25 protein-coding genes and 2 pseudogenes are annotated in these 24,885 nt (G+C 68.4%); 10 read left to right on the top strand and 17 right to left on the bottom strand.

The annotated features are described in order from the left end of the window. Positions 1 to 59: 59 nt before the first annotated feature. A complete protein-coding gene (locus ABZ915_RS44795) occupies positions 60 to 665 on the bottom strand; it encodes a dihydrofolate reductase family protein (RefSeq protein WP_361815952.1) in 606 nt (201 codons plus the stop codon). Between the two features lie 303 nt (positions 666 to 968). On the opposite strand from ABZ915_RS44795, the gene ABZ915_RS44800 reads away from it, so the two are divergent. Then, positions 969 to 1,238, top strand: a complete 270-nt coding sequence (locus ABZ915_RS44800; RefSeq protein ID WP_361815955.1) for a DUF3761 domain-containing protein — start codon at positions 969 to 971, stop codon at positions 1,236 to 1,238. A 282-nt stretch (positions 1,239 to 1,520) separates the two neighbouring features. On the opposite strand, the gene ABZ915_RS44805 is transcribed toward ABZ915_RS44800, so the two are convergent. Beyond that, positions 1,521 to 2,204, bottom strand: coding sequence for an FG-GAP repeat protein (locus tag ABZ915_RS44805; RefSeq protein WP_361815958.1), 684 nt, complete (start codon positions 2,202 to 2,204; stop codon positions 1,521 to 1,523). A gap of 218 nt (positions 2,205 to 2,422) precedes the next feature. Next, positions 2,423 to 3,205: a class I SAM-dependent methyltransferase gene (locus tag ABZ915_RS44810; protein ID WP_361815961.1), complete on the bottom strand. Its 783-nt coding sequence runs from the start codon at positions 3,203 to 3,205 to the stop codon at positions 2,423 to 2,425. Positions 3,206 to 3,378: 173 nt separating this feature from the next. Here ABZ915_RS44810 and ABZ915_RS44815 point away from each other — a divergent pair, with 173 nt between their 5' ends. After that, on the top strand, positions 3,379 to 4,647 hold the full coding sequence (locus tag ABZ915_RS44815; protein WP_361815964.1) for a histidine kinase: 1,269 nt from the start codon (positions 3,379 to 3,381) through the stop codon (positions 4,645 to 4,647). Then, the gene (locus ABZ915_RS44820; protein ID WP_361815967.1) at positions 4,644 to 5,291 is read left to right on the top strand and encodes a response regulator transcription factor; all 648 of its coding nucleotides are present in this window, start codon (positions 4,644 to 4,646) and stop codon (positions 5,289 to 5,291) included. The genes ABZ915_RS44815 and ABZ915_RS44820 overlap by 4 nt, the downstream gene beginning before the upstream one ends. A gap of 439 nt (positions 5,292 to 5,730) precedes the next feature. On the opposite strand, the gene ABZ915_RS44825 is transcribed toward ABZ915_RS44820, so the two are convergent. After that, complete coding sequence (locus tag ABZ915_RS44825) at positions 5,731 to 6,462, bottom strand: alpha/beta hydrolase (RefSeq protein WP_361815970.1); 732 nt, start codon at positions 6,460 to 6,462, stop codon at positions 5,731 to 5,733. 312 nt (positions 6,463 to 6,774) lie between these two features. On the opposite strand from ABZ915_RS44825, the gene pyrF reads away from it, so the two are divergent. Beyond that, positions 6,775 to 7,476: an orotidine-5'-phosphate decarboxylase gene (pyrF, locus tag ABZ915_RS44830; RefSeq protein ID WP_361815973.1), complete on the top strand. Its 702-nt coding sequence runs from the start codon at positions 6,775 to 6,777 to the stop codon at positions 7,474 to 7,476. Between the two features lie 43 nt (positions 7,477 to 7,519). On the opposite strand, the pseudogene ABZ915_RS44835 reads toward pyrF, so the two are convergent. The 3 genes and pseudogenes from ABZ915_RS44835 to ABZ915_RS44845 form a co-directional block, all read right to left on the bottom strand. Continuing rightward, positions 7,520 to 7,678: pseudogene (locus tag ABZ915_RS44835) on the bottom strand (transposase); the annotation flags it as partial. Between the two features lie 319 nt (positions 7,679 to 7,997). After that, positions 7,998 to 8,786: an ABC transporter permease gene (locus tag ABZ915_RS44840; RefSeq protein ID WP_361815976.1), complete on the bottom strand. Its 789-nt coding sequence runs from the start codon at positions 8,784 to 8,786 to the stop codon at positions 7,998 to 8,000. Further along, a complete protein-coding gene (locus ABZ915_RS44845) occupies positions 8,786 to 9,514 on the bottom strand; it encodes an ATP-binding cassette domain-containing protein (protein ID WP_361815979.1) in 729 nt (242 codons plus the stop codon). The genes ABZ915_RS44840 and ABZ915_RS44845 overlap by 1 nt, the downstream gene beginning before the upstream one ends. A 132-nt stretch (positions 9,515 to 9,646) precedes the next feature. Between ABZ915_RS44845 and ABZ915_RS44850 the strand changes: the two genes are divergently transcribed. The 3 genes from ABZ915_RS44850 (at position 9,647) to ABZ915_RS44860 (ending at position 12,565) form a co-directional block, all read left to right on the top strand. Continuing rightward, complete coding sequence (locus tag ABZ915_RS44850) at positions 9,647 to 10,681, top strand: sensor histidine kinase (protein WP_361815982.1); 1,035 nt, start codon at positions 9,647 to 9,649, stop codon at positions 10,679 to 10,681. Then, a complete protein-coding gene (locus ABZ915_RS44855; RefSeq protein ID WP_361815985.1) occupies positions 10,678 to 11,334 on the top strand; it encodes a response regulator transcription factor in 657 nt (218 codons plus the stop codon). Before ABZ915_RS44850 ends, ABZ915_RS44855 begins: the two co-directional genes overlap by 4 nt. A 64-nt stretch (positions 11,335 to 11,398) precedes the next feature. Beyond that, positions 11,399 to 12,565, top strand: coding sequence for an IS630 family transposase (locus tag ABZ915_RS44860; protein ID WP_361815988.1), 1,167 nt, complete (start codon positions 11,399 to 11,401; stop codon positions 12,563 to 12,565). A 688-nt stretch (positions 12,566 to 13,253) separates the two neighbouring features. Here the strand turns inward: ABZ915_RS44860 and ABZ915_RS44865 are convergent. From ABZ915_RS44865 to ABZ915_RS44880, 4 genes are all read right to left on the bottom strand, one after another. Beyond that, complete coding sequence (locus ABZ915_RS44865) at positions 13,254 to 13,424, bottom strand: hydrophobic protein (protein WP_190177074.1); 171 nt, start codon at positions 13,422 to 13,424, stop codon at positions 13,254 to 13,256. Positions 13,425 to 13,818: 394 nt separating this feature from the next. Further along, positions 13,819 to 14,346, bottom strand: a complete 528-nt coding sequence (locus tag ABZ915_RS44870; RefSeq protein WP_361815991.1) for a hypothetical protein — start codon at positions 14,344 to 14,346, stop codon at positions 13,819 to 13,821. Positions 14,347 to 14,570: 224 nt separating this feature from the next. Beyond that, on the bottom strand, positions 14,571 to 14,747 hold the full coding sequence (locus ABZ915_RS44875; protein ID WP_361816047.1) for a hypothetical protein: 177 nt from the start codon (positions 14,745 to 14,747) through the stop codon (positions 14,571 to 14,573). A gap of 118 nt (positions 14,748 to 14,865) precedes the next feature. Then, the gene (locus tag ABZ915_RS44880; protein ID WP_361815994.1) at positions 14,866 to 16,341 is read right to left on the bottom strand and encodes an ornithine decarboxylase; all 1,476 of its coding nucleotides are present in this window, start codon (positions 16,339 to 16,341) and stop codon (positions 14,866 to 14,868) included. Positions 16,342 to 16,494: 153 nt separating this feature from the next. Between ABZ915_RS44880 and ABZ915_RS44885 the strand changes: the two genes are divergently transcribed. Continuing rightward, complete coding sequence (locus tag ABZ915_RS44885) at positions 16,495 to 16,821, top strand: plasmid stabilization protein (RefSeq protein ID WP_361815996.1); 327 nt, start codon at positions 16,495 to 16,497, stop codon at positions 16,819 to 16,821. 21 nt (positions 16,822 to 16,842) lie between these two features. Here ABZ915_RS44885 and ABZ915_RS44890 read toward each other — a convergent pair. The 5 genes and pseudogenes from ABZ915_RS44890 to ABZ915_RS44910 all read right to left on the bottom strand — a co-directional run. Beyond that, a pseudogene (locus ABZ915_RS44890) lies at positions 16,843 to 17,047 on the bottom strand (iron-containing redox enzyme family protein); the annotation flags it as partial. A 99-nt stretch (positions 17,048 to 17,146) separates the two neighbouring features. Then, entirely contained in the window at positions 17,147 to 18,676 is a 1,530-nt protein-coding gene (locus tag ABZ915_RS44895) for an FAD-dependent oxidoreductase (protein WP_361815999.1), read from the bottom strand. Positions 18,677 to 18,895: 219 nt separating this feature from the next. Then, positions 18,896 to 19,525: a terminal protein gene (locus ABZ915_RS44900; protein WP_361816002.1), complete on the bottom strand. Its 630-nt coding sequence runs from the start codon at positions 19,523 to 19,525 to the stop codon at positions 18,896 to 18,898. A 118-nt stretch (positions 19,526 to 19,643) separates the two neighbouring features. Continuing rightward, complete coding sequence (locus tag ABZ915_RS44905) at positions 19,644 to 20,000, bottom strand: DUF6233 domain-containing protein (protein ID WP_361816005.1); 357 nt, start codon at positions 19,998 to 20,000, stop codon at positions 19,644 to 19,646. A gap of 211 nt (positions 20,001 to 20,211) precedes the next feature. Then, complete coding sequence (locus ABZ915_RS44910; protein ID WP_361816008.1) at positions 20,212 to 20,781, bottom strand: DUF4232 domain-containing protein; 570 nt, start codon at positions 20,779 to 20,781, stop codon at positions 20,212 to 20,214. A gap of 1,048 nt (positions 20,782 to 21,829) precedes the next feature. Here ABZ915_RS44910 and ABZ915_RS44915 point away from each other — a divergent pair. After that, positions 21,830 to 22,675, top strand: a complete 846-nt coding sequence (locus ABZ915_RS44915; RefSeq protein ID WP_361816011.1) for a hypothetical protein — start codon at positions 21,830 to 21,832, stop codon at positions 22,673 to 22,675. 115 nt (positions 22,676 to 22,790) lie between these two features. Here ABZ915_RS44915 and ABZ915_RS44920 read toward each other — a convergent pair whose 3' ends face one another. Continuing rightward, positions 22,791 to 23,354 carry a DinB family protein gene (locus tag ABZ915_RS44920; RefSeq protein ID WP_361816014.1) on the bottom strand — a complete coding sequence of 188 codons (564 nt, stop codon included), beginning with the start codon at positions 23,352 to 23,354 and terminating at the stop codon, positions 22,791 to 22,793. A gap of 252 nt (positions 23,355 to 23,606) precedes the next feature. Between ABZ915_RS44920 and ABZ915_RS44925 the strand changes: the two genes are divergently transcribed. Beyond that, positions 23,607 to 24,770, top strand: coding sequence for a hypothetical protein (locus tag ABZ915_RS44925; RefSeq protein WP_361816017.1), 1,164 nt, complete (start codon positions 23,607 to 23,609; stop codon positions 24,768 to 24,770). The last annotated feature ends 115 nt before the right edge of the window (positions 24,771 to 24,885 follow it).

A 24,885-nucleotide genomic window follows, 5' to 3' on the forward strand; every position in this document is an offset into this window, starting at 1 on the left:
CCGGACTCCACGTCGCCGGCATCTTTCTGTGGTCCGCTCGGTGATCCAAACGAAACTGCTTAGTAGCTGTCGTAGCTGGGCTTACCGTTCGGCCGGTAGACGCCGACGATGGTGCCGCCCTTCGTCGTCGAGACGCTGACCGGCTCCAGCGCAGTGGGGATCGCTCCGTCGGCGAACAGCCGCTTGCCGGTGCCGATGATCATCGGGTGGATGGTCAGCCGGTACTCGTCGACGAGGCCGTGCTGCATGAGGGTCTGGGCGAGGTCGCCGCTGCCGACGACGTTGATGTTGCCGCCTTCGGACGCTTTCAGCTTGCGTACGGCATCGACGATGTCGCCCTCCAGCAGCGTGGAGTTCTGCCACTCGACGGAGGTCAGGGTCCGAGACGCCACGTACTTGTGCATGCTGTTCATCCGATCGGTGAACGGGTTGTCGGGATCGGCGGTCGGCCAGTACGACGCGAAGATCTCGTACGTCTTGCGGCCGAGCAGCATCGCGTCGCAGTGCTCGTACCAACCGGCGATGACCGTGCCGACCTCGTCGTCCGACACCGGCTTCTGCCAGCCGCCGTGCTCGAAGCCACTCTCAGCGTCCTCGTCCGGACCCCCCGGCGCCTGCATGACGCCGTCCAGCGTCAGGAACGTGCAAACGATGATCTCGCGCATGGTGCGCTCCCTTCGTCGACGGGTAGACCGCACAACCGCCGGAAACTCATCGGCGGAACTTCCGCGGCGCAGCACTGGCCATCGTTTGAATCAGCCTGGCTGCGAGATGTGGCACCTCGTGGCCGACCCGAGCGGGGTCTGGTGCGTGCAGCTGCAAGACGGGGGAGGGTGCATGTCGATGAGGGCCGGGGCTGGTGCAGTGGACCACCGAAAGCAGGGTAAAAGGGTGCACAGTCTGGCCGGTTGGCGGTGGGAACCGCTTCAGGATTCCGCTGCACTTGCTCAGCCTCACAGGGGGAGCCTTTGCGCGCTCGTCTTGCTGCCTCAGCCGTTGCCGTCGCCGTCGCTGGTGTCTTCTTCAGCGCGCCGGCCGCTTCCGCGGCGACACTGCCGTCGACCAACACCGCTCACCACTGCATCCACCACACCACCGGGGTATGCGGGTGGACGCACCACAAGGGGCCCGCGGACAAGTACGAGACCGCGAAGTGCAAGGACGCTTCCCTGTCGTACTCACGGCACTCGCAGGGCACCTGCTCCCACCACCACGGCGTCCGCTACTGGTTCAAGTAGACCGAACCCCGACATTGCCTGCCGTTCCCTGGTCATGTGAGGGGCGGCCATCCTGCAACATCTCGTGGTGCGGCGTCCGGAGGCCCTCGGGCGCCGCACCAGCGCACGCTCATTCACCGGTCGCCGCCGGGCGTCGGCCGAGGGGTCAGTGGCGGTGCTCGCCGCGGTGGCCGGCGCAGCCTGTCCGCGGCCGCGGCCTTCCGGCACAGCACCGCAAGGGCACGCGGTGCGGACCGGTACGCAAGGGGCGGGTGGCCGGCACCGCGTGTGAACGCGTGCCGTTCAGATGACTCCGAGGAGTCCGTTGCCCCCCAGGAGGGTGTTGTCCTTCTGCGGGAAGCCGACGGACGGGGCGGTGATCATGCGGCTGTCCTTGGCGGTGGGGCCGTCGGTGCCGCCCGGGAGGACCCAGACGGCGCCGGTGGAGCTGTTCTTCTCCGCGGCGCTGATGAAGAGTTCCGGTTTGCCGTCCTTGTTGATGTCGCCGACGGCGACGGTGGTGCCGAATGCGTCCTCGCTCTCGCCGACTCCGGGGATGTGGGCGGTGTCCTCAGTGAAGGCGTAGGCACCGCCGCCCAGGGCCCCGGTGCGGCGGCCGGGGATGACCGTCACCTGACCGGCGTTCCTGCGGTCCGTGTCCTCCATCGGAGAGCCGACCACGAGGTCCGCCAGCCCGTCACGGTTCAGGTCGGCCACCGTGAGGGCACCGCCGAATCTGTCCTCCTTCTCGCTCGCACCAGGAACACCAGGGGTGTTCTGGGTCAGCTGCACCGGTTTCGCCTCCCGCGCGATGCCGTGCGCCGAGCCGTACCAGAGCAGCACCCGGCCGCCGAGCGCACCGTCCACTCCGGCCCTGTCCGGCTCGTCCGGGTCTCCCACCACGAGATCGGCGTATCCGTCACCGTTGACATCCCCGGCGGCCGGGACCGAACCGCGCACACCTTCGCCGTCTGGCTGCGCGAACACCCCGAGGTGAGGGTCGTCTGCCGCGACCGCGCCGGCTGGGCCTTCTCGACCTCGCCGCCCACGATGCCCGGTGACGCCTGCACCGGTCCGGTGACCAGCCAGTGCAGGCGCGAGGACTTCAGCTTCGGGTCGAAGACCAGTACCCCGTCCAAGCCCTGAGTACGCGGACATCGTGACGGCGCAGGGACGGTCCGGCGTCGGCAGAAGCCCTTCCGGCCCTAACTTGCGTCCCCGTGGGTGATACGGATCTTGGACTGGCCGTGTGGCAGTTTCTCCCAGTCGTCCATGAAGCGGGCGCGCAGGCCGTGCCGCTCGGCCAGGGCGATGAGGGTCTCGGTGCGGTAGTAGAAGTCCTCACGTAGCACGTGGTGCTCCTCGCCCTCGGTGCGGTCGAAGGTGAAGTCGAACCAGCCGCCCGGTGCGAGCACCCGGCCGACATGGGCCAGGCACTCCTCGATGACCGGCAGCGGCGAGTGCGAGAAGACGCTGTGCGCGTGCACCACGTCGAAATGGGCGTCGGGCAGGAACCGCAGGGTCAGATCGCGCACCGGGGCCAGCGTGGGGAGCCGCTGCTGGAGCCCCATCTCCACGATGGTGTCCTGCGCGGCGACGAGGATGTCGGGCGAGATGTCGATGCCGTGGTAGTGCCCGGCGTCCAGATGCCGGATGAACCGCCAGCCTCCCCGCAGGTTCCCGCACCCGATCTCCAGCATGCGGTGCTCGGGCCGCAGGCCGTGGCTGATCAGATAGTCGAACTGCATCGCCCCGAGTGCGAGCCACCGCTCCCGGCTACGGCTGCCGACCGCCGCGTCCGCGTCGGCCCGGGTGTCGGAACGCATCACGGCCCGGTAGTAGGAGATGTGGTCGCTGTGACGGTGGCGCAGCCACATGTCGCGGGTGGCGCGCACCAGGTGACGGGGCACCCGGTCGGGGTGGCGCAGGGCATAGCCGATGCGGTGGCCGAGAGCGGCGCGATTGACGGTGAGGTTCTTGCCGGGCATGTGGTGCTCCCCTGCTTCCTGGTTTCCGAGGCTGCGAGCCGTGCCACAAGCCTCCGCGGGGAAGCGGGGTGTCCCGTTCGGCCAACAGGATCCGGTCCGCAAGAGGATCGGGTGGCCCGTATGTCAGCCGATTGGTTGAATCGGTCCCGTCGGCACCGTGTTAGACACGGAGGATGAACCACACCGACCCGGACGAGCGCTGGCTAACCGCGACCGTGCACATTGCGTTCTCCCTGCTGCTCGGCTCCTCGGTCGCCCGGTATCTCACCCACGACCGGGGCGCATCATGGTCCGGATGGGTGATGGCGATGTTCGCGCTCTTCTGCCTGCTCTACGTCCTCGGACGCCTTCTGGCCCCGGCGCCCCGCCCCGGCTCGGCACCCACCACTCGCCATCTGGTCTGGCTCGCCACGGTGTCCGCGGTCTGGATCGTCCTCCTGGTCCTCGCGCCGAGCGCCACCTGGTGCGCGATGCCGCTGCTGTTCGCCGGCCTGCACGCGCTGCCCCAGCGACTGGCCGTGCCGCTCGCGGCCCTCCTCACCGCGCTGGTCGTCGCTGCCGAAGTACGGGTGGCGGACGGCCCGCTCAATCCGAACATGATCGTCGCCCCACCGGCCGTCGCCGCCGTCGCCACCGCCGTACTGGTCCATCTGCAGCGCCAAGGAGCCCGGCAACGCGTCCTGATCGGCGATCTGGTGCGCACCCGGCACGAGCTCGCGGCAACCGAACGGCGGGCCGGAGTCCTCGCGGAACGCCAGCGCCTGGCCGCGGAGATCCACGACACCCTCGCGCAGGGCCTGTCCAGCCAGCAGATGCTGCTTCAGGCCGCCGAACGTGTCTGGCGGACGGACCCGGACGCGGCCCGCGCTCACCTTCGCGAGGCGACCGGGATCACCTCCTGCAACCTCGCGGAGGCACGCCGCTTCGTCCACGGCCTGGCACCGGCCGACCTCGCCGAACACACGCTGCCCGGTGCGCTCGCCGCACTCGCCCAGCGGGAGAGCCGCCCGGGCCTGACCGTGGAGCTCCGGCTCGACGGCGACCCGGGCCGACTGCCGGAACGGGTCGAGGGGGCGCTCCTGCGCATCGCCCAGGGAGCGCTGGCCAACATACGCGAACACGCGGCGGCGACCCGGACCGCGCTGACCCTGACCTTCCTGGACGACCAGGTCTCACTCGACATCGCGGACAACGGCCGCGGCTTCGACGTGGACCGCCCCCGCAGTACCTCCACCCCGACTGGCCGACCGGCCCCGGAACCGGACCGGGAACGGGGGCACGGGCTGCCGGCCATGCGGATCCGGGCCCGGCAGTCGGGCGGCACCCTCACCGTGGAGTCCGCCCCTGGCGAGGGCACCGTCGTGTCGGTGGCCGTCCCCCTGGCACCCTTGACCTCCACACCCCCGTCCGTCCCCGCCCCGTCCGAGGAGCCCGCCCTGTGACCACGCCGGAGTCCGCACCCTCCGTCCGGCTGCTGCTGTGCGACGACCACGCCGTCGTACGCGCCGGCCTGCGCGCCCTCCTGGCCAGCGCCGACGGCATCGCAGTGGTCGGCGAGGCGGCGACCGGCGAGGAGGCGCTCGCCATGACCGCCCGCCTGAGCCCTGACGTCGTCCTCATGGACCTCCAGCTCGACGGCGGCATGGACGGCGTGACGGCCACCCGGCACCTGACCCAAGCCGGTGCGGCCGTCCCCCGGGTCCTGGTGCTCACCATGTTCGACACCGACGCCGACATCACCCGCGCCATCGAAGCCGGCGCGACCGGCTACCTCCTCAAGGCCGAACAACCAGACGAACTGTTCACAGCGATCCGCAACGCGGCAGCGGGCCGCACCGCCTTGTCGGTCCCCGTGGCCGACCGCCTCCTGACCCGTCTGCGCAGCCCGCGCCCCACCCTCTCCACGCGCGAACAGGAGATCCTCGAACAACTCGTCAACGGCCTGGGCAACCGAGAGATCGCCCGAGCCCTCTTCATCAGCGAGGCCACGGTCAAAACCCACCTCGGGCGTATCTACAACAAGCTGGGCGTGGAAACCCGCGCCGGCGCGGTGGCCGCCGCCAAGGAACGACGCCTGCTGGCCTGACCGCCGGCTGGGCGCCCACAGCTGATGCGCGGCCGGATCTACGGAGCCGACCACAACCACCCAGGTGCGAAGCCGGGACGGTGCTACGCCGAACTGGTGGGCGGGCCGCTGGACGGATTGCTGCTCTTCTCTGAACTAGGACTTGTCCGGGCGATCATGTGACTGCATCGTGCCCGAATCGTTGGTGTGGGCATGGGGCGGGGCGATTTGACGGACATGGAATGGGAACGGCTTCGGCCGTTTCTGCCGGTCAGCAACGGCCGTCGCCGCCATGTCACCACTGACCCGGTGCCTCTGCGGATGATCCGCAGCAGGCGCTGTCCCTCGTCATCGTCGATGTGTCGAACCTGAACTCTGTCGGCACGCCGACCAGTTTCAGTGAACGCGCCGATCGGGATCCGGTTCCCGATCGGCGCGTCGCGGACCGCAGGCGGCGGTATCAGCCGAGGTGCCGGGCGAAGAACCTCAGCGTGCTCTCCAGCTCGAATGCCGGGATCTCCCCGTGCTTGCCGGGGTTGGCGTGCAACGTTTTCTCGGCCGAGGCCAAGGCGTCGAACAACGCCAAGCTCTGAACCCGCGGCACTCGCTCATCGTCCCACTGCACCAGGAACTCCACTGGGACGGTGATCCGCGCGGCGGCCTCGGCCGACGCCAGCACCCCACCCAAGCCCAGTACCGCCGCGCGGACCCGCGGTTCGGCAGCGACGAACGGAACACCGAGTCCGCATCCCAGCGAAACCCCCCAGTAACCCACCGGGCCGGCGCCTACGTGCTCGAGTTGCTGAACCGCGTCCAGGACCGCCCGCCATTCCGGCACGGTCTGGCGGGCCACGAGCGCCTGGAAGCCGGCGATCAGCGGGGCCAGCTCTCCACCGGCTTCCACGCGAGCCTGGTTCTCAGTCGCGATCCGGTCGTACTCCTCAACCTTCGGCCGGTCGCCATGGGCGGGAACGTCGACCGCCACGACCGCGAAACCGCATTCGGTCACGAAGCTGCGTACACGAGCCAGGATGTCAGGGGCCTTCTTGTGCTGCCCGCCACCGTGTCCCATCAAGACGAGCGGACGAGTGGCGACGGCACCTTCTGGCGTCCACAACACGCCAGGAATGTCGCCGAGGGTGAAGAGCTGTTCGCGGACGCCGTCGGACGACGTCTCAGATATGAAGCGCATAGCGGTTCATGCCTTTCGGGATGCCTCTGCGGGCGCTCCCTAGGCCATGCGAGGGAGGGAGGCCCGACCTGTCAAAGCGTTGATCGGTCTCACCTCCTCAGTTCGCAGCAGTGCACGGCGGCAGGAACGTATCACGAAGGACTCCACCCTGGCCCGGGCAGGGATGCCGACAGGGCGAACGTTGTCTGATGCGGCACTAGCGCTGCGACCGGAAACGTTCACGGTGTCGCCGAGGTCCTGTTCCAGGGTGGTGCAGGCCATGGAGAATGGGGCGGTGTGAAGCGGTCGACGCTGCGAGATCACAATGGCGTCATGGACCCGACCCGTCAGATCATCGTCGCGCTGGACTGTGACAACCGTCCAGCCGCTCAAACTGTCGTCGATCAACTCCGTGACGAGTGCCGCTTCTACAAGGTCGGCCTGGAGCTCCTCACCGCGGTCGGACCCCAGTTCGTGGAACACCTCGTTGCCCAGGGCAATGAGGTGTTCCTGGACCTCAAGCTCTTCGAGATCCCGAACTCTGTCGCCGGTGCAGTCCGCGCGGCAGGCGCACTCGGCGTCTCCATGGTGACGGTGCATAGTATGGGCGGGACCGGGATCATGGCCGCCGCGGTCGATGCGGCCCGCGACTATCCCGACCTTCGTGTCCTTGCCCTCACCGTCGTCACCAGCATGACCGACGCCGACCTCGTCGACATCGGCGTTTCCGGCCCCACCGAGGGCCAAGTGCTGCGATTGGCCAGCCTGGCCAAGCGGGCCGGATGCCACGGCGTGATCGCCTCACCGCGGGAAGTCTCAGCCCTGCGCAGGGCGTTGGGAAGCGAGGCCCTGATCGTCACCCCCGGAGTTGCCTTGGCCGGCGAGTCTGCTGCCGAACATGCCCGCCCCGGCACACCGCGGGCCGCCGTCGCGGACGGAGCCTCACATGTGGTCGTGGGCCGCACGGTCACGCGCGCGCCGCATCCGCTGTCCGCATTCCACCGTGTCTGCGCCAACCTGTCGGCTCGCAGTTGAGCTCACAGGTCGGTAGTCAGGCCGCTGCGGCAAGTGGGCGTCCGCGAGACCAGTCCAGGTCGCCACGCGAGCCGAGTTCGTCGAGGACCAGGCGGTGCAGCCTGGCCCACACGCGGGCCTTCGTCCACTCGGTGAACCGGCGGTGGGCTGTCGCCCCGGACGGCCCGAACGAGGGGGCCGGCAACTGCTGCCACGTGCAGCCTTAGAGGTCGTTCTCTTTCCGAACCTAGTGTCTTGTGATTCTGTTTGTGGCACCTGGGGCGTCTGTGATCGTTGAGTCTGTGCAGGCTCCCATTTCGCATGTCCCTTTCTCATTGACGATGGCCTTTGTCTGGCCCAAGGGACAGAGCGATGAGACGCACTCTGTTTTGATCGTTTACGTGTCAGGCTGCTCATCCTGCTCTGCGCCGCTGCCACGCTCTGGGTCCCGCTGGGGACGGTCTGCAGTGAGGGCCGGAAACGTTGATGAGGCTTCGGGAATTCGGCTCTCATCAACGTCGGCCGCGGATCGGATGGAGCGTCTATGAGGCGTCGCGAGTGAAGCGCCAGGCTCCGCAGGTGAGGGCGAGTGCGAGGTAGAGGGCGAGGTCGAAGAGGGCGAAGGGGAGGGTGGGGGTGCGTTCCGGGTGGAGGGGGTGTGGGTGGAGTTGGCCGAGGGCGTCCGCGGCGTTGCTGAGCATGAGTTTGCTGGGCAGGTAGGACCAACCTTCGACGGCTTTGGCTGCGCCGTAGCCGAGGTAGACCAGGGCGAAGAGCGCGGCGATGGCTCCGGCGGTGTGCCGGATGACAGCCCCGAGGCCGTAGCCCACGACGGTGACGACGAACAGGTAAAGCCCGGCACAGGGCACGGCGCGCAGCACGCCCGGCGTGCCCAGGCCGACGTCCAGGTGCCGCCTGGCCAGGACCGCCTGCCCGATGAAGAAACTGGTGAACGCGGTCAGTTCGCCCAGCAGCAGGGCGAATCCGCCGATGACGAGGGTCTTGGCGGTGTAGGCGAGCGCGCGCCGGGGTGTCGCGGTCAGCGTCGTGCGGATCAGTCCGGTGGTGTACTCGCTGCTGACGCCCAGCACGCCGAGGACGCCGAAGGCGAGGACGGCGAAGGCGAAGCCGGAGAGCGAGTCGCCCACCGGGTCGAACTGGGCCCGGTCGGCCGTCGCCAGGTGCGGCCACGCGCTGGCGGTGTGCGCCACGTCCATGACGCTCAGCGCCAGGCCGAACGCCACGGCGATGAGGGCGGTGATCCAGGTCGAGCGGAGGGAACGCAGCTTTATGACCTCGGCGGCCATGGCGCCTGTCAGTGCGGTGGGCATCAGTGGCCCGTCCCTTCGGTGCGGTATTCCACGGCAGATTCGGTGAGGCCGAGGTAGGCGTCCTCCAGCGAGGCCCCGGCGGGAACGAAGTCGGTGATCGGGACATCGGCGAGCAGATGTCCTCGTCCGATGACGAGAAGATGGTCGACGGTTAGGGCCATCTCGCTCATCAGGTGGCTGGAGACCAGGACGGTGCGTCCTTCGGCGGCCAGCGACCGCATGAGGGCCCGGATCCACCTGATGCCTTCCGGGTCCAGGCCGTTGGCAGGCTCGTCGAAGATGAGCACCGGCGGGTCGCCGAGCAGGGCGGCGGCGATGCCCAGGCGCTGCTTCATGCCGAGCGAGTAGGTGCCGATCCTGCGGCGGGCGACGTCGGTGAGGCCGGTGAGGGCGAGTACCTCCTCGATCCGGCCGCGCCGGATGTGGTTGGTGGCGGCGAGCGCGGCCAGATGCGCGTGCGCCGTAAGGCCTCGGTGGACGGCCCCGGCGTCCAGGAGGGCACCTACCCGGCGCAGCGGCTGTTCGGCCTGGCGGTAGGGCACGCCGTCGACCAGGGCGCGGCCGGCGTTCGGGGTGTCCAGGCCGAGGACGGCCCGGATGGTGGTTGACTTCCCCGCTCCGTTGGGGCCGAGGAAGCCGGTCACACGGGCGGGCAGGACCTCGAAGCTGAGGTCGTCGACGGCGGCCTTGCGGCCGAAGCGTTTGGTGAGGTGTTCGCATCGAATCACGTGCATTACGGTGCCGGGGCGGGGGAGGCGATTCGTCTGCCTGCGGGCAGGACTTTTCGGGGCCGGGTCTGCCGTACGGCATAGGTCCCGCGGACGATGCGGGCGGAGCCAGGAGGCGCATACGCTCCGGTCGTGGAACGGAAGTCGCGTGCGGCCCCGGAGTTGCTGCGGCCCTACTGGCCGGAGGGTCTCGCAGTCCTGTCGCTGGCGGTGTGCGGACTGGCGCCGTGGCATCCGCAGGCGATCTTCTGGGGCGGAGTGCCGCTCGCCTTCGCGCTCTTCTGCGTCACCTCCCTGCGCCCGGCCCGCACTGCCGGAGTCGCCCTGGCCGCCGCCCTGGTGATGGCGGTCTCCACCGGCCTGCCCAGGTTCGAACACACCGGGGCCGTGGTGCCGTTCGCGCTGCTCTTCGGCGTCGCCTGGGCGGTGGGCTTCGCGGTCGGTCAGCGGCGCCGGTATCTGCATATGCTGCTGCGTCAGGAACAGGACCGCGCCGATCGCGAGGCAGCGGCGGAGCGGCTGCGCATCGCCCGCGAACTGCACGACGGCATCGCCCACTCGATGAGCGTGATCTCCGTCCAGGCGGGCTACGGCCGCCTGGTGCTCGACGACCGTCCCCAGGACGCGCGCAACGCGCTGGAGGCGATCGAGACCACCGGCCGGGAGACCCTCGTCGAACTGCGCCGCATGCTCGGTGTGCTGCATGATGACGGGGATGACGGGGACGGCACCGACAACCCGGCCCTGGCCCCCGCCCCCCGACTCGCCGACCTGGACCGTCTCGTCGAACGGACCCGGCGCCCCGGCCTGCGGATCGGCCTCGCCGTCACGGGGCGCGCCAGACCGCTGCCCCCGGGGCTGGAGGCAGCCGCGTACCGGATCGTCCAGGAGGCGCTGACCAACGTGGTCAAGCACGCCGACGCGAGCACCGCGCAGGTCACCGTCGCGTACGGTCCCGGCGAGCTCACCCTCACGGTGACCGACGACGGCAGCATCCGGCCGGCCCCGAGCCGCACCGGGCGCGGGTTGACCGGGATGCAGGAGCGCCTCGCCCTCTACGGCGGCACCCTGCTGGCAGGACCGGCCGCGACCGGCGGCTTCCGGGTGCGGGCCAGCATCCCCGTGGACGGGCCCCAGCCCACCGCCGCAGCGCGGGAGCGGCCGTGACCATCCGGGTCCTGGTCGCCGACGACCAGCAGCTGATCCGCATCGGCCTGGCCGGAATCGTGGACACCGCCTGGGACCTCACGTCGATCGGCAGCGTCGCAACGGGCCGGGACGCCGTCGCAGCAGCCGCCGAACACCGGCCCGACGTCGTCCTGATGGACATTCGGATGCCCGAGATGGACGGCATCGAAGCCACCCGCCGTATCACCGCCGCCGGCCACGCACGTGTCCTGATGCTCACCACCTTCGACCTGGACGAGTACGTCTTCGGCGCACTGCGCGCCGGGGCCAGCGGCTTCCTCCTGAAGGACGCACCGCCCCTCGACCTGCTGTCCGCCGTCCGCACCGTCGCCCAGGGCGAGGCACTGCTCGCGCCGCGCGTCACCAAACGACTCATCGCGGCATACGTCAACAGGCCGACACAGCCACCACACGGTCAGGAACCGCCGCAACTGCCCGAGGCCGTCACCACCCGTGAACGCGAAGTGCTGCTGCTCGTCGCGGAAGGACTCACCAACGCCGAGATCGCCGAACGGCTGTACATCGGCGCGGGCACGGTGAAGACCCACGTCGCCCGGCTGCTGACCAAACTCGATGCCCGCGACCGCGTCCAACTCGTCATCCACGCCTACCGCAACGGCCTCACCGGCTAGTCCGCCCAGCCCTCGACCGGCCCCGAAAGGCCAAGTTCGCGAGACACGATGCCGTGGCCCACAAATGAGACAAACCACAAACACCCAGGTCGCCACAGCTGAACGGGACATTCCAATTGAGGGCCTACAGTCTGGTATGGATCTCACCTCTGAACAGATGGCAGAACTGCGGGAGTTGGCCGGGTCGCGGGATGTTCCGGCTGTCGTCGCGCTTCGCGCACGGATCGTGTTGTGGTCCGGCGAAGGGCGCCGGCGCAAGGACATCGCCGAGCTCGCCGGTGTGGCGCCGCTGACGGTGGACCGCTGCAAGGCCCGTTATGCCGAGCGGGCCCTTGCTGGTCTGGAGGAGAAGCGTCGCGGCGGGCCGCGTACCCAGGTGCCGCCGCAGGTGCGGGCCCGGGTGATCGCTTTGACGAGGATGTCCCCGCCGGCGGAATCCGGTCTGTCGCACTGGTCGACGCGGACACTCGCCGACCATCTGAAGCGACGGGAGGGCATCTCGGTGTCGTGGCATTACGTCGCCCGCATCTGGCGTGAGGAGAATCTGAAGCCGCACCGCTCGGGCACCTTCAAGATCTCGAAAGACCCGGCGTTCGCGGACAAGGTCGCCGATGTCGTCGGTTTGTACCTGGCCCCGCCCGGCGGCGCCGTGGTGCTGTCGATCGACGAGAAGAGGCAGGTGCAGGCCCTGGACCGGACCCAGCCCGTGCTGCCGGTGACTTTCGCGGCCACGGAGAAGCGCACCCACGACTATGTGCGGCACGGCACCACGAACCTGTTCGCCGCGCTGAACGTCACGACCGGTGAAGTGCTGGGCGAGTGCAGGCCGAACCTGAACGGCGCGACCTTCCTGGCGTTCCTGAAGAAGGCCGTCAGGCCGCATACGGGGAAGGAAATCCATATCGTCCTGGACAACCTCTCCACGCACACCACCCCGGACGTGAAGACGTGGCTGGCGAAGAACCCGCACGTCCACTTCCATTTCACCCCCGTCGGGTCCTCGTGGTTGAACCAGATCGAGATCTGGTTCGGGATCATCACCCGGCAGTCCATCCGCCGCGGCACGTTCGCAAGCGTCAACGTCCTGGTCAAACAGATCCGCGACTACATCAACTCCTGGAACGAGAACGCGAAGCCCTTCACCTGGACCGCCACCACCGACGAGATCCTCGTCAAGGTCCGACTCGTCCAGACCAGCCTGAAGAAACTCGCCAATAACAACGCGAAGTAACGCAATCAGGATCACGAGACACTAGGCGGTGGGAACCGCTTTAGGAGTCCGCTGCACTTGCTCAGCCTCACAGGGGGATCCTCTGCGCGCTCGTCTTGCTGCCTCAGCCGTTGCCGTCGCCGTCACTGGTGTCTTCTTCAGCGCACCGGCCGCTTCCGCGGCGACACTGCCGTCGACCAACACCGCTCACCACTGCATCCACCACACCACCGGCGCATGCGGGTGGACGCACCACAAGAGGCCCGCGGACAAGTACGAGACCGCGAAGTGCAAGGACGCTTCCCTGTCGTACTCACGGCACTCGCAGGGCACCCGCTCCCACCACCACGGCGTCCGCTACTGGTTCAAGTAGCGCACTGCTGCAGTGGCCTCGTGCAGCACCAGGCCACCTCGCCGGACTCTTACGGCGGTGGACAGTTTCGTTTTCGTCGCGTGACGGGCGCTCAACGGGCGGGAGCTGGTGCAGCAGCCCCGCAGAAATCAGGAGGCACAGGGTTCCACTGCTACTTCTGCGGGGCCGGTGCACGCCACACGTACCCCCTTGACGCGCCCGGCATGCCCGATCTATCCGCTCTATCGGAGCGGGATGCGCCTTCTTGCATGACGTGGGGCCCGGCCTGTCAGTATCAGGCCGGGCCCCACGTCAATCTCCGCTACAGGTAGCGCTCCTCACGCTGAGGATCTGTGTCTACCAGCGGTACCAGCGACCCTTGCCGCCTGCGCCGTCCGCGGACCGGACGACGAAGCCGAGCAGCCACACGATCAGCACGACCACCGCGATCCACCACAGCGCCTTCAGTGCAAAGCCCGCACCGAAGAGGATCAGAGCCAGAAGAAGAACCAGAAGCAGGGGAACCATCGCTATCAACCTCCTGACCACCGGATGCCCTTACATCACCCCTACAAGCACACAAAAGGGGAGTTACTTCCGGGGAATGAAGGGCATGTGCGCGTCATGCACGCTTCCCCCTCCCTGGCATCTGATGCACCGCAGTCATGCAGTGACGCTCACTCAACGCGTTGCTTTGGCCTTTGGTTTGTTCAGCGCCGTGAGGGGTCATGCGCACAGCCGGCATCCGAGCCCAGGCGCGCGGCAGACGCGGCGGACCGGATGCCTGGCAGGAGCCGAGGCAGGCCTTCCCGCCGCTCCGCGCCCGGCAGACCTGCGACGCGCCGCCGAACCCCGGGCACCGGCCCGGACTGCCCAACGTCCGTCAGTCAGGCCGAGCCGGTGGCGCCGCCCTTCCGGCGCGTCAGCCGGTGAGCAACACGTTCCGGACCGCCGTGACGCGCAGTTCCTCCAGCGTGCTCATCTGCCGTTCGGCCCGCGCGATCAGCCCGTCAAGTTCCTGCTCGTCGAGGCGGCCGTCCGCCTCGGCCAGGGAGCGCAGCGTGCGCCAGCCGAGTTCCTTGCCCTTCACCCCCAGCCGGAGGAACTCAAGTTCGATCACCAAGGTCAGCGGGGACCGCCGGTAGAGGCGCCCGTTGCTCTTGAGACGCCCCAGCCGCTCGGCCGTGGCGGCTGCTGCGATCTTGTACCGGCGCGTGGGCACACCGAGGCCGCGCATGACCCGCAGCAGACTCGCACGGTCCTCGGCGATCTCACCCGCGAGAGCCTGCAGCGGTTCGGTGAACGGCGGGTCGCGATGTGACCGGGCCATGAACAGGGCGCGTCCGGTCCCGGCCGCGGCACCGGCCAGGTGGTCGTTGAGGTAGATCCCGAGCAGGTCCGTGCGGACCCTGCGGATCTGCGGGCGGGTGCCCGACATCGGTGTCGACATGGCTTTCTGCACCTCGCTTCCTTCCGCTCACAAGCGGCGGCGTCGGACGAGTACCCGGCCGGGGCGCTGCGGCCCCGCCAAGACGGACGTCCGTCCTCTCGCCTCGCGCCTGAGCGCTGCGAGACCCGCCGACTGCGGGCGCACGAGCCACCACGCGCCCGCGATGGCGGATGCTGCGTGTCAGCACCCACGTCCGCTGCCTGTCAGCGCCCGCGCTGCGAAGGTCAGACCTGCGCGGGGAAGCGTTCCCAGACGCGGTGTGCGCCCAGGAGGGCGCTGACCTGCTGCAGGGTCTCCATTCCGCTGTCAGCGACGATGACGCCGGGCGCGTCGGCGGACACGCCCGCCCCTTCCAGGGTGGCCTCGGCGCCCTTCCCGCCGCCGATCGCCCTTCGAGGTATGCACCGGCAGGGGTACGCCGGCCCTCGTGTCGGCGACCATGAGTCGAGTGGTGTTCGATCCGGCGTCCACCACGTTCATTCTCCTCGCACCCAAATACCCGGGGCCGCAGAGGCGACGTCAGCCGGGTTCCGCGACGACCCGCACGGTCTCCAGCCGCTGGTCGGCCGCATCCGGCAGGAACATGCCGGCCTCGACTCCCGTGACCAGGTACTTCAGCACCGGCTCGGTCAGTCGTTCGCCGGGCAGAACGGCGGGGATGCCGGGCGGGTAGGGGGTGATCATCTCCGCGGCGATCCTGCCCGGAGCCTCGGCCGTGGGGATCTTCTCGTGCCGGGCGAAGTAGGCGTCACGGGGCAGGCAACCCTGGTCCATCCGCAGATCGACCTGGGACGGGACCGCGACCTGAGGAGCGTCGCCCAGTTCGGCGGCATGGCTGGCAAGGTCGCGCAGGGCCGTGAGAAGGCGCGCGGTGGTGTCTTCGTCGTCGGCGTGGGTGAGCTGCGCGCTGACGCGCCGGTGGTCGAAGAGGTGGGCGTCGATGTGATGGCGGGCGCGCAGCCAGTCGGCGGCGCGGTAGCCGGTGGTGCCGAGCTGGGTGATGTCGGTGTCGACCGGGAGGGGATCGAAGTCATGCGCGAGGCCGGGACCGCAGAAGTCCCGCGCGTCGTTGACATGGAAGCCATCGATGGCCTCGATGGCCTCGCGAGTGCGCCCGGCCAGCTCCAGTGCCCGGCCGATGAGTTCGTGACCCTGCTCGACCATCTGTCGGCGCCAGGCGTCGATACCGGCGTAGAGCAGGACGTTCGGGCTGGTCGTGCCGAGGAGGTCGGCCCGCGAGGCCAGTTCGGCGGGATCGATGAGGTCGCCCTGGAGATGGAAGACGGAACCCTGCTCCAGGCCGCTGCCCATCTTGTGGATGCTGGTCACGCAGATGTCGGCGCCCGCGTCCATGGCCCACGTCGGCAGGTCGTCGTGGAAGGGCAGGTGTGCTCCCCACGCCTCGTCCACGATCAGGGGCTTTCCCCGGTGGTGGCAGGCCTCGGCGATGCCTCCGAGGTCGGCTGCGGACCCATACGGCGTGGGGCTGGTGACCAGGGCGCCGTCGGCGTCCGGATGCTCGGCGAACGCCTGGTCGTAGGCAGCGGCGGACGGGGGATGGGCGAGGTGCCGGGAGGCGTCCCATTGAGGCTCCACCCACACCGGTTCGACACCGGAGAGGATGAGCCCGGCCACCACGGACTTGTGCGCGTCACGCCCGACGAGGAGCCGGTTGCCCGGGCAGGTCACCGCCAGCATGGCGGCCTTCACCGACAGGGAACTGCCGCACGTGGAGAAGAAGGTGCGGTCCGCGTGCACCGCGTCGGCCATGAGGTTCTCGGCCCGCTCCAGTACGCGGTCACGGGTCAGCCGGTCGTCCAGGCCCCCGCTGGCCAGGACGTCACCGAAGAAGACGGCATCGCCCAGAACCGCACGGGCGCGCGGATCCGCTCCGCGTGCCTGCTTGTGACCCGGCGGTGTGAACCCCAGTTCGTCGGCATCGTGATAGCGGGCGAGCGCGTCGAGGACCGGGGCTTCTGCGTGGTTCGGGACCATGCGCGCCGGGTTCCCCTGCCCCGGTGGCACATGCCCTGCGGGCTGCGCAAACACCTGAGGAGCGTGCTTCTGCCGTGCCTTCGGGGGAACCCGGCGGGCGGGATGAACACCCGAGCATCTGTGACCGGGCCCGTACGAGAGAGGAGCGGCGCCATGCCGGCCGGATCGAGCTCCAAGCGGGAGCGCCAGTACGAACATGTCAAGGAGAGTGCCCAGGACCGCGGTGAGTCGACGAAGCGGGCCAAGGAGATCGCGGCACGCACGGTCAACAAGGAGCGGGCCAGGTCGGGCGAGTCGAAGACCGCGAGCAAGACCACGACCCGTGACACGAAGCCGGCGTCCCAGCGTGGTGGGCAGCGCTCGCACAGCGGCGCGGGAGGACCCACCAAGGACCAGCTGTACGAAGAGGCCAAGAAGCGCAACATCGAGGGCCGCTCGACGATGACGAAGAAGCAGTTGGAGAACGCCCTCGGGCGGTGAAGCGATGCATCTGCGAGAGAGTCACGGCGCCTGTCCGCGCAGCGCCGTGTCTCCCGCACGCCAGGCGGTGAGCAGCCTGGCGGCAGGCGGTCCTCCAGACAGCTGGTCGCGCGGATCCCGAAGACCACGTCGGCTCGTTCTCCAGGAGGCCGCCTACGACGTCATGGCGTACGCCCTGTTCGTGCGCGGCGTCCGCCTCGACGTGCTCGGCATGGAACCGTGCAGCGTTGCTTTCACGAGTACTCCGATGCCGATGAGGCTGCTGGGTATCGCTGGTGCGCCGACCGGACGTCCCTCCCTCCGGGCCGGGAAATCTCGCCACGCCTCACAGGTCACGCTTCTCCAGCGGCTTCACGGCGGGCCCCTGGAGGATCCGGCCGTCCGGGGCGAAGCGGGAACCGTGGCATGGGCATTCCCAAGCCTTTTCGGCACGGTTGAAGGCGACGAGACAGCCGAGATGGGTGCAGGCGGCGGACACGGCCTGGAGCTGCCCGCTCGCGTCGCGGTGGACGGCGCACTGGTGTCCGCCGAGCCGCACCACGGCACCGTCGCCGGGTGCGATGTCCTCCGGCCGGGGCCCGCTCAGAGCCGGCAGCCGGTCGCCGATGAAGTGCCGGGCGACCTGAGCCTGGTGCTTCAGGAAGGAGACACCCTCACGGACCACCGGGCCCAGACGCCGAGGATCGTACAAACCGGCCCACTCGGCCTCGCGACCGCTGGCGAGATCGCTGATCAGGCGGCCCGCCATGATGCCGCCGCTCAGGCCCCAGCCGCCGAACCCGGTGGCCACGTAGGTGTGACGGCTACCGGGGTGAAGCGGCCCGACCAGGGGAACAGAGTCAGTGGAGTCGTTGTCCTGGGTGGCCCAGCGGTGGGTGAACGTCAGCCCGGAAAAGTGATCGTCGGCCCACTCGGAGAGCCGGGCGAAGCGCTTTTCGACGTCGGCGGTACCGGGCGTAAAGTGTTCGCCGGTGACGATCAGCAGGCGTTTGCCGTCGCCGTAGGGCGCGCTGCGGACGGACCGGGTGCCCTGCTCCGGCGTGATGTACATGTCGCGCGGGGCCAGGTCCTCGTCGATGGTCCCGGCCACGACCAGCTCGCGGCGCGGGGAGAGCCGGGTGAACAGCAGAGCCCGGTCGAAGATCGGGTAGTGGGTGGCGACCACGACCTCCTCGGCACGCACCGACACACCCGCGCCCGTCTCCAGCACGCAGGGCTTGCCCTCGGTAAGACCCACGACCCTCGTCCCCTCGTACACCGCACCGCCGCGCCGACGCAGGTCGTCCACCAGCGCCAGCAGATACTTGCGGGGATGGAACTGCGCCTGCCCACTCACCCGGACCGCACCTGCCACCGAGAAGGGCAGCTCCGTCTCCGTCACGAACTCGGCCGGTAGACCCGCCTCCCGCGCCGCCCGCGCTTCCGCGCGCAGCTCCTCCACCCGCCCCGGGTTCTGCGCGTATGTGTAGGCCGCCGCTTCCTCCCACTCGCAATCGATACCCAGCTCCCCCACGACCTCGGCGGCATGCCGGATCGCCTCGCTCTGCGACAGCGCGTAGAGCCGCGCGCCCTCGGGGCCTCGGGTGCGGCGCAGATGGTCGTAGACGAGGGTGTGCAGGGCGGTCAGCTTGGCCGTGGTGTGGCCGGTCACCCCGGCGGCCAGCCGGGCCGCCTCCAGCACCGCCACCTCACGCCCCTGCCGTACCAGCTCCCAGGCGGTACTGAGCCCGGCGATGCCACCGCCGACCACGGCCACCTCCACAGAGAGGTCACCGGCCGGCGGCGGGGCGGGCTCGCCGGGCGGTGCCGTCTCCAGCCAGTACGATCTCCGGGTTGCTGCCTCGGTGTCCTTCATGGCCGTACCCCTGTCGCGACGTTCATGACCGCCGGGTTCCCCCAAGGTGACGTGACACCCGGAACTTAGGAGGCCGAACACGGATGATCACAGTCGTCGACCTGTCGCGCTCAGGCTCAACCGCCCACAACACCGTCGGTGACAACCAGCGTGCCTATGTGACAACCATCGTGCTTCGGCTCAACAGACAAGTTGATCGCAGTCGTGAATTTCGTGCGGCTAAAACTCTATGCTGAGCCACTGAACGTCCTTGAATTCCACCTCCAGGCTCGCGCAACCGCCACCGGCTTGACGGAAATAGGCGTCCGCGATGGCCTCCGCGACCGCCTCGTGCAGGTCGGTGTCCGTCGCACCTTGCTCCTGTGCCGCCAGGATGAGGGCCGCATGGGAGGGTGACACGGCGATGCTGAGGTCCCGAACCCGGCTGTCGTCCGAGGACCCGTTCGCGGTGAAGCCGAGGGTGGCCCGGAACCTGATGACGAACCCGCCCGAGGTGGTCGCGCGCTGCCTCGCCTGTGTCCTGACCTGCGGTTGCCACTCCGACTGTGTCTCCTGGACCAGGGCCTCCTGGAGGCGCTTGTGCGGCTTGGTGGAGGCACCCGAGAGGTAGTGCTGCACCGTTTTGCGGGAGACGCCCAAGCGCTCCGCCAGGCTCTTAGTGGAGCCCTTCTCCCGCTTGCGGAGGAATTTCATCTGGGCTCGCGCGGATTTCGGCGCGGGACGGGTGAACAGGGCCCGCTCCGCGCGGGCGAGGCCCTCCATGATCTTGGCGCGCGTCCGGGCCGCCTGCTGTGCCTTCTCCTCGTCAGTCAGCTGATGGAGTTCACGAAGGAGTGCATGGCAGCCCACGGTTGGTACTGGCAGGAGACGCCGCCCGAGCAGCCCTGAGCCGCCTCGGGGCAGCAGCCGCCGGGTCTTGCTGCGGGTTCAGCCCTGGCCAGCACGCTGGGGACGGGGCTTCCTCGTCTCAGTCCAGGATGCCGAGGGCTGTGTCGGGTCGGCAGTGGATGCAGGGCGGTACCTGCCGACGCAGGGCATCGATCGCCTGCTGCCGGGTGGCCGGACGGCATCGGCCGCTCTTGGCCGCCGCCCAGCAGTAACCGGTGTGCACGGCGTCCACATTCGAGCGGTTGAGGCCGTACTGGATCAACCAGTCCGGCGGGGCCAGCCGCATCTCCTCACCCTTGCGCCGTTCCGTCTCGCGGCGTTCCTCATCGGCGATCCACCGGTCGATGAGCCGCAACTGCCGGACGGCCTGCTGCTCGACGACGCGCCGGGCGAAACGCAGCGCGTCCAGACGCGAGAGCGGCTGCTCAGCACCCACTGTCCCGTGCCACTGGATCTTGACCGTTTGCCATCGGACTTTGACGGACGCGAGTTTGTGTCATCGGAGTTTGATCACCGCAGGTCAGCGACTCAGCGCACCGAAGATGCGCTGAGTCGCTCACCTGCACTTATGTGCAGTTCCTCGTAAACGTGTAGGTCAGAGCCTTGCGATCGTCATGCAAGCTGCTCGATTTGTTGGGGACGGGGGGTCAGGAAGGCTTGACCGCCGAGACCGGGGTGACGGTCACCTTGTTGTCGCACTCGGCCCACACCCCGTCGTTCAGGGCGACCTGATGCTTCCCGGAGTGCGGCAGCCCGATGACCATCGTCGGATACGTCACCGGGTCCTTGCCCGACACGCAGTAGCCGTCGGCCTCCCCCTGGACCTGGACGAAGGTCAGCTTCACCCACGCCTTGCCGTGCGGCCGGACCGTCACGGTGGCCGCCCTGCCGGTGGGGGTGACCTTGAGCGGGGTGTTGTGGGCGGGGGAGCCGTTGCCGGCGCCCGCGACCGTCGGATGGCCCTTCAGAACGCACGTCCTCCGGGAGACGTTGGTGAACTGCACGACCGCCGCCCCGGTCCCGGTCCCGACGGGCCGGTGGACGGCCTGCCAGGCGCTGACCTGGAGGGCGGAGGCCGGGCAGGCGGGCGGCGGGGTGGAGGTGGTGGTGCTCGCCGCCATGGCGGTGCCGGGCAGGATGCCGGTCACCGCCGCCGCGACGGCCGTGACCACCGTCGTCGCCAGAGCCGCCCTGCGAATGCCGTTGCTGTGACGCATGCTGTCGTCCCCCTGAGTCGTCTCGTCCGCGGGTTTCGGTCGTCGGTTGTTGCCCCGCGGTACGCGTGGTCGTGGTACGTGAGTGCAGACAGGGCGGGAGAGCGGCAGGTTCCATGCGGCGACTACTTGTGACGCAACGGTGACGACAGGCTGCACCCGTGCAGATGGCCGTCAGGGCAGACAGAAGCACCTCCAGCACGCCACGGGTTTTACCACGCCCCCGGCGCGCACCGAAGATGCGCTGAGTCGCTGACCTGCGGTGATCAAACTCCGATGACACAAACTCGCGTCCGTCAAAGTCCGATGGCAAACGGTCAAGATCCAGTGGCACGGGACACTCAGCATGGCAGCTGACTGCCCGTTGGGAGAGGGCGTCCATTAACCGATCGGTTCCTGAACACCTCGCCCGGGAAGCCACATCTGTCCTTCCCTGCCTGGGGCGTTGTGTTCAGGAAGGGTGTTCAGGACACCAGAGGGCCAGGCTGCACTCAGCCGACATCACCTACGAGATGCTCCTAGCCGCGCCGCGGGCGGTGTCGTCGTAGTTGGGCCCGGACAAGGGCCGCGCTCACCAAGTCGGCGCAGATCGGCCGTCTACCGGGCCGAGGTGCTCCCCGTCGTGGGGTCCTGCGGCGTCCCGGTGCTGCGCGCCTGCCAGCACTCTCGCGGGTGGGTATGACCGCCGCATCGGCAGATCATGTCCAGCGTCGCACTCAGCGCGGTTATGTACTCATCGCTCTGCAGCCGCGGAAGAGCGAACCGTTCCTCCTGCGGGCCGGAGACCTGACGTCGGGGCAGCGGCGGCCGGGGGCGGCCGTCTCGCAGGTCCACGTCGAGGGACAGACCCACGTGATACTGCAGGTACCGGCTTACCTGCCGGCCGAACTCGACGTGCCAGAAGGCCGGTTCCCGGACCAGCAGTAGGGCCTCCCTGTCGGGTGCGGCCACGGTCCCGCTCACCACGCCGGCGCGCATGGTGGTGGACAGCACAGAGCATCGTCCGACGGCCTGCGTCAGGAGTGTCTCCACCCCCCATAGCGGCCGTGCCATGTCGGCCCAGGCGCGTTCCACGGCGGCACGGACGGTGAGGTCGGTGGGCGGTGCGGCCCGGGGCCGTTACACCACCCTCGCCGCCAAGGGCGATACCAGAGACATCAAGGCTGCCATCGACTTCATGTCCTGGCTGGACGCGCACGACATCGATCTGCAGGACACCACGCAGAACAACCTCGAACGTTGGCTCGTCGACCACTCCTGCCTGCACCGGACGGTCGTCACGTTCATCCAGTGGGCGGTTGCCCGACGGCTCACCGGCAAGCTCGCCATCACCCGACCGTCCAAAAAGAACGATTCCGGGTTCCTGGACGAACAAGACCTCCATGACCAGCTCCGGCGCTGCCTCAACGACGACACCCTCCCCCGGGAAGCACGCATCATCGGCGCCCTGATCAGGCTCTATGCCCTCCCTGTCTCCCGCATCGTCGAACTGACCACCGACCGCTTCCATCGCGATGAGAAGGGCGCCTACCTCACCCTCGACCGCCACCCCGTGCTGCTGCCGCCGAAGCTCGCTGTCCTCATCGAGGAGCAGATTGCCCAGCCCGCGACCGACTCACGGATGCGCCAGCAGTTCGGCAACGAAAACGGCTACCTCTTCCCCGGCAAGGCGCCAGGAAGGCCACGCAACGTGATCGGCACGCACAACCTGCTGAAGCAGCTCGGGCTGCCCGTCCTCTCCGCCCGCAACACGGCCATGATCGAAGCAGTCACCAGCCTCCCACCCATCGTGGTCGCCGATCTCTTCGGCATACACCCGGCCACGGCTCAGCGATGGGCGAACTACGCCAAGGACGACTGGAGTACATACCTCGCAGCCCGTCTGGCCACGGAGTAAGTTCGGATTCAGCGGGGTGGGCGAGGGTCAAACAGGCTCGCTTGACGCACGACCCGCTCAACGAGTCCGCGAGCCATGTTTCCGCAGCTCATGTCGATCGCCGGTTACCGGGAACTCATATTCGGCGCGGTACGGCTCCGTTCTGCCAGCGGTAGAGGTCGCGCAGCAGGGAAATCTCGGCGCCGTGATGGATCAGCTCCCTGTTGACGTGCAGGACCCTGTTCTCCATGGGAAACCGCTCGGGACCCACCGTGGGCGGATTCTCCAGCTCATCGTCCGAGAGCTCGCGGACCCCCGCGTTCCATCTCCCATACATCTCATCGAGCTGTTTCAGCGCCTCGTCAGCGGTCCCCGCGTAGGCGAATGTCTGGGAGTCGACGTCCTGGCCGCCGAAGTACCATCCGACCCGATAGCCCAGGCACGAGACGATGATGTGCGCCAGCCGCCAGGCAATCGTGGTCACCGGCGCCGGCACCGGGGCAGGGGACGCGGAGTCCATCGTCCACTCCCCAGAACCTGCCGACATCGGTGCGGCCGACGTGCCACGTGGGCGGATGCTCCAGCAGCCGCGCACCGGCTCCCAGAAGTACTCCTCATCGGTAAGACCCTCCAGCCGTGGCCGCAGGTTCTTGCGCCAGTACCAGTCCAACTGCTCCGCGAGCCGCTCGCTTCCTGTCATTGCCGCACACTACAGACCCGTCGAGCAGAGCGTGCCGGCCTGGTGGCCGCAGGACGACTCCGGCTATGCCGTCCGGCAGCGCGACCGGATGGCCACAGCCCTCGAATAGCGCACCCTTGGAATACTGCCTCTCCGCCAGTTAAACAGGAGATTCAGCTGATTTGGCCGCAACCTCTTCGTTGTCAGTGGGACTGCGTATGCTCCCGCCCTGTCCACATGGCGTGAGGCATCTTTCAACTCAACAGAGGCAACGTGGCAAAGATCGACCCCATCGCCCGCGCGGCAGAGATGTCCGCGCGCGGCCTGATCCTCAAAGCCCCTTACCCTGGCGCGGACAAGCCCTGGCCGGCCATCTGCGTGACGTGCAAAAACCCCACGAGGTCCAGCTACAGCAGCGTCATCACCAAGGGGCAAGGCCCCTGCTTCACGTGCGGGCAACGCAAGAGCTCTGCTGCGGCAGCCCTCAAACGTGCCGTGCCAGCCGACGTCGCGGAGGCGCAGATCCGTGAGGCAAATGTCGAACCGTTGGAGGATTTTCCCGGCACGCAGGGCACTTGGCGTTGCCTGTGCCTTACCTGCTTACACGAGATTGACGTGTGGTACTCCAGCGTCGTCTACGCCGGCAACGGAGCCTGCGACTACTGCTCCGGAAGCCGGGAGATCCCCGACGCAGACGCCCGCGCGGAACTCCTCGCCCTCGGCCTCGAAGCCCTCGTCCCCTACCGGGGATCGAACGTGAAGTGGCGCAGCCGCTGCACCGCGTGCAAAAAGATCGTTGACCCAACGCTGTGCAACGCCCGCAAGACGAAGTACCCCTGCCGGTACTGCGCTCAGCGCGCTACAGATCCTGACGTCGCCGTGGAGATCATGAAGGAGGCTGGCCTGAAACCGCTCGCCCCCTTTCCTGGGAGTGTCAAAGCCGTCTGGAAGGCAGAGCACATCGCCTGCGGCAAGCAGGTCGACGCCGTATTGGACAAGGTCATTCAGCGCCGTCGGGCTTCCTGCATCCACTGTGTCCGGTATGGCTTCAAGCCGAGTCTGCCCGCCTTCATGTACTTGATGGTCCACATCGCATTGGGTGCCGCGAAGGTCGGCATCTGCAACGAAGGCAGCGGACGGATTCGAGATCACGAGCGCAACGGCTGGAAGCAGGTGCTGATCAGTCCGTTGCCCGGCTATCACGCCATGCGAGCCGAGCAGCACGTCTTGGACCGATGGCTCCTGCTCGACCTTGCTCAGGGGGTCTCCCGCCTCGACATGCCGCAGGGCGGCTGGACAGAGACCGTCGCCCTCTGCGACCGCACCCTGCCGAAGCTTCGCAAGGACTTCCACACGGCGATCGCAGCCACCCTCGAGGTCGGCGGCGAGTTGGCCGAAGACTGCGGCAGCGATGAAGATTCGGGCTATCTGTTCTGACCGGTACCCGGCTACGTCGCCATCGCTTCGCCGTCTGAGAGAGGAATAGCGCGATCATCGAATACTGCCTCTTCACCAGTTTGAGGGCGGTGTAGAGGCCTCCTGGTACACGGTG

This window comes from Streptomyces sp. NPDC046915, from assembly GCF_040644935.1.
Classification (GTDB): domain Bacteria; phylum Actinomycetota; class Actinomycetes; order Streptomycetales; family Streptomycetaceae; genus Streptomyces.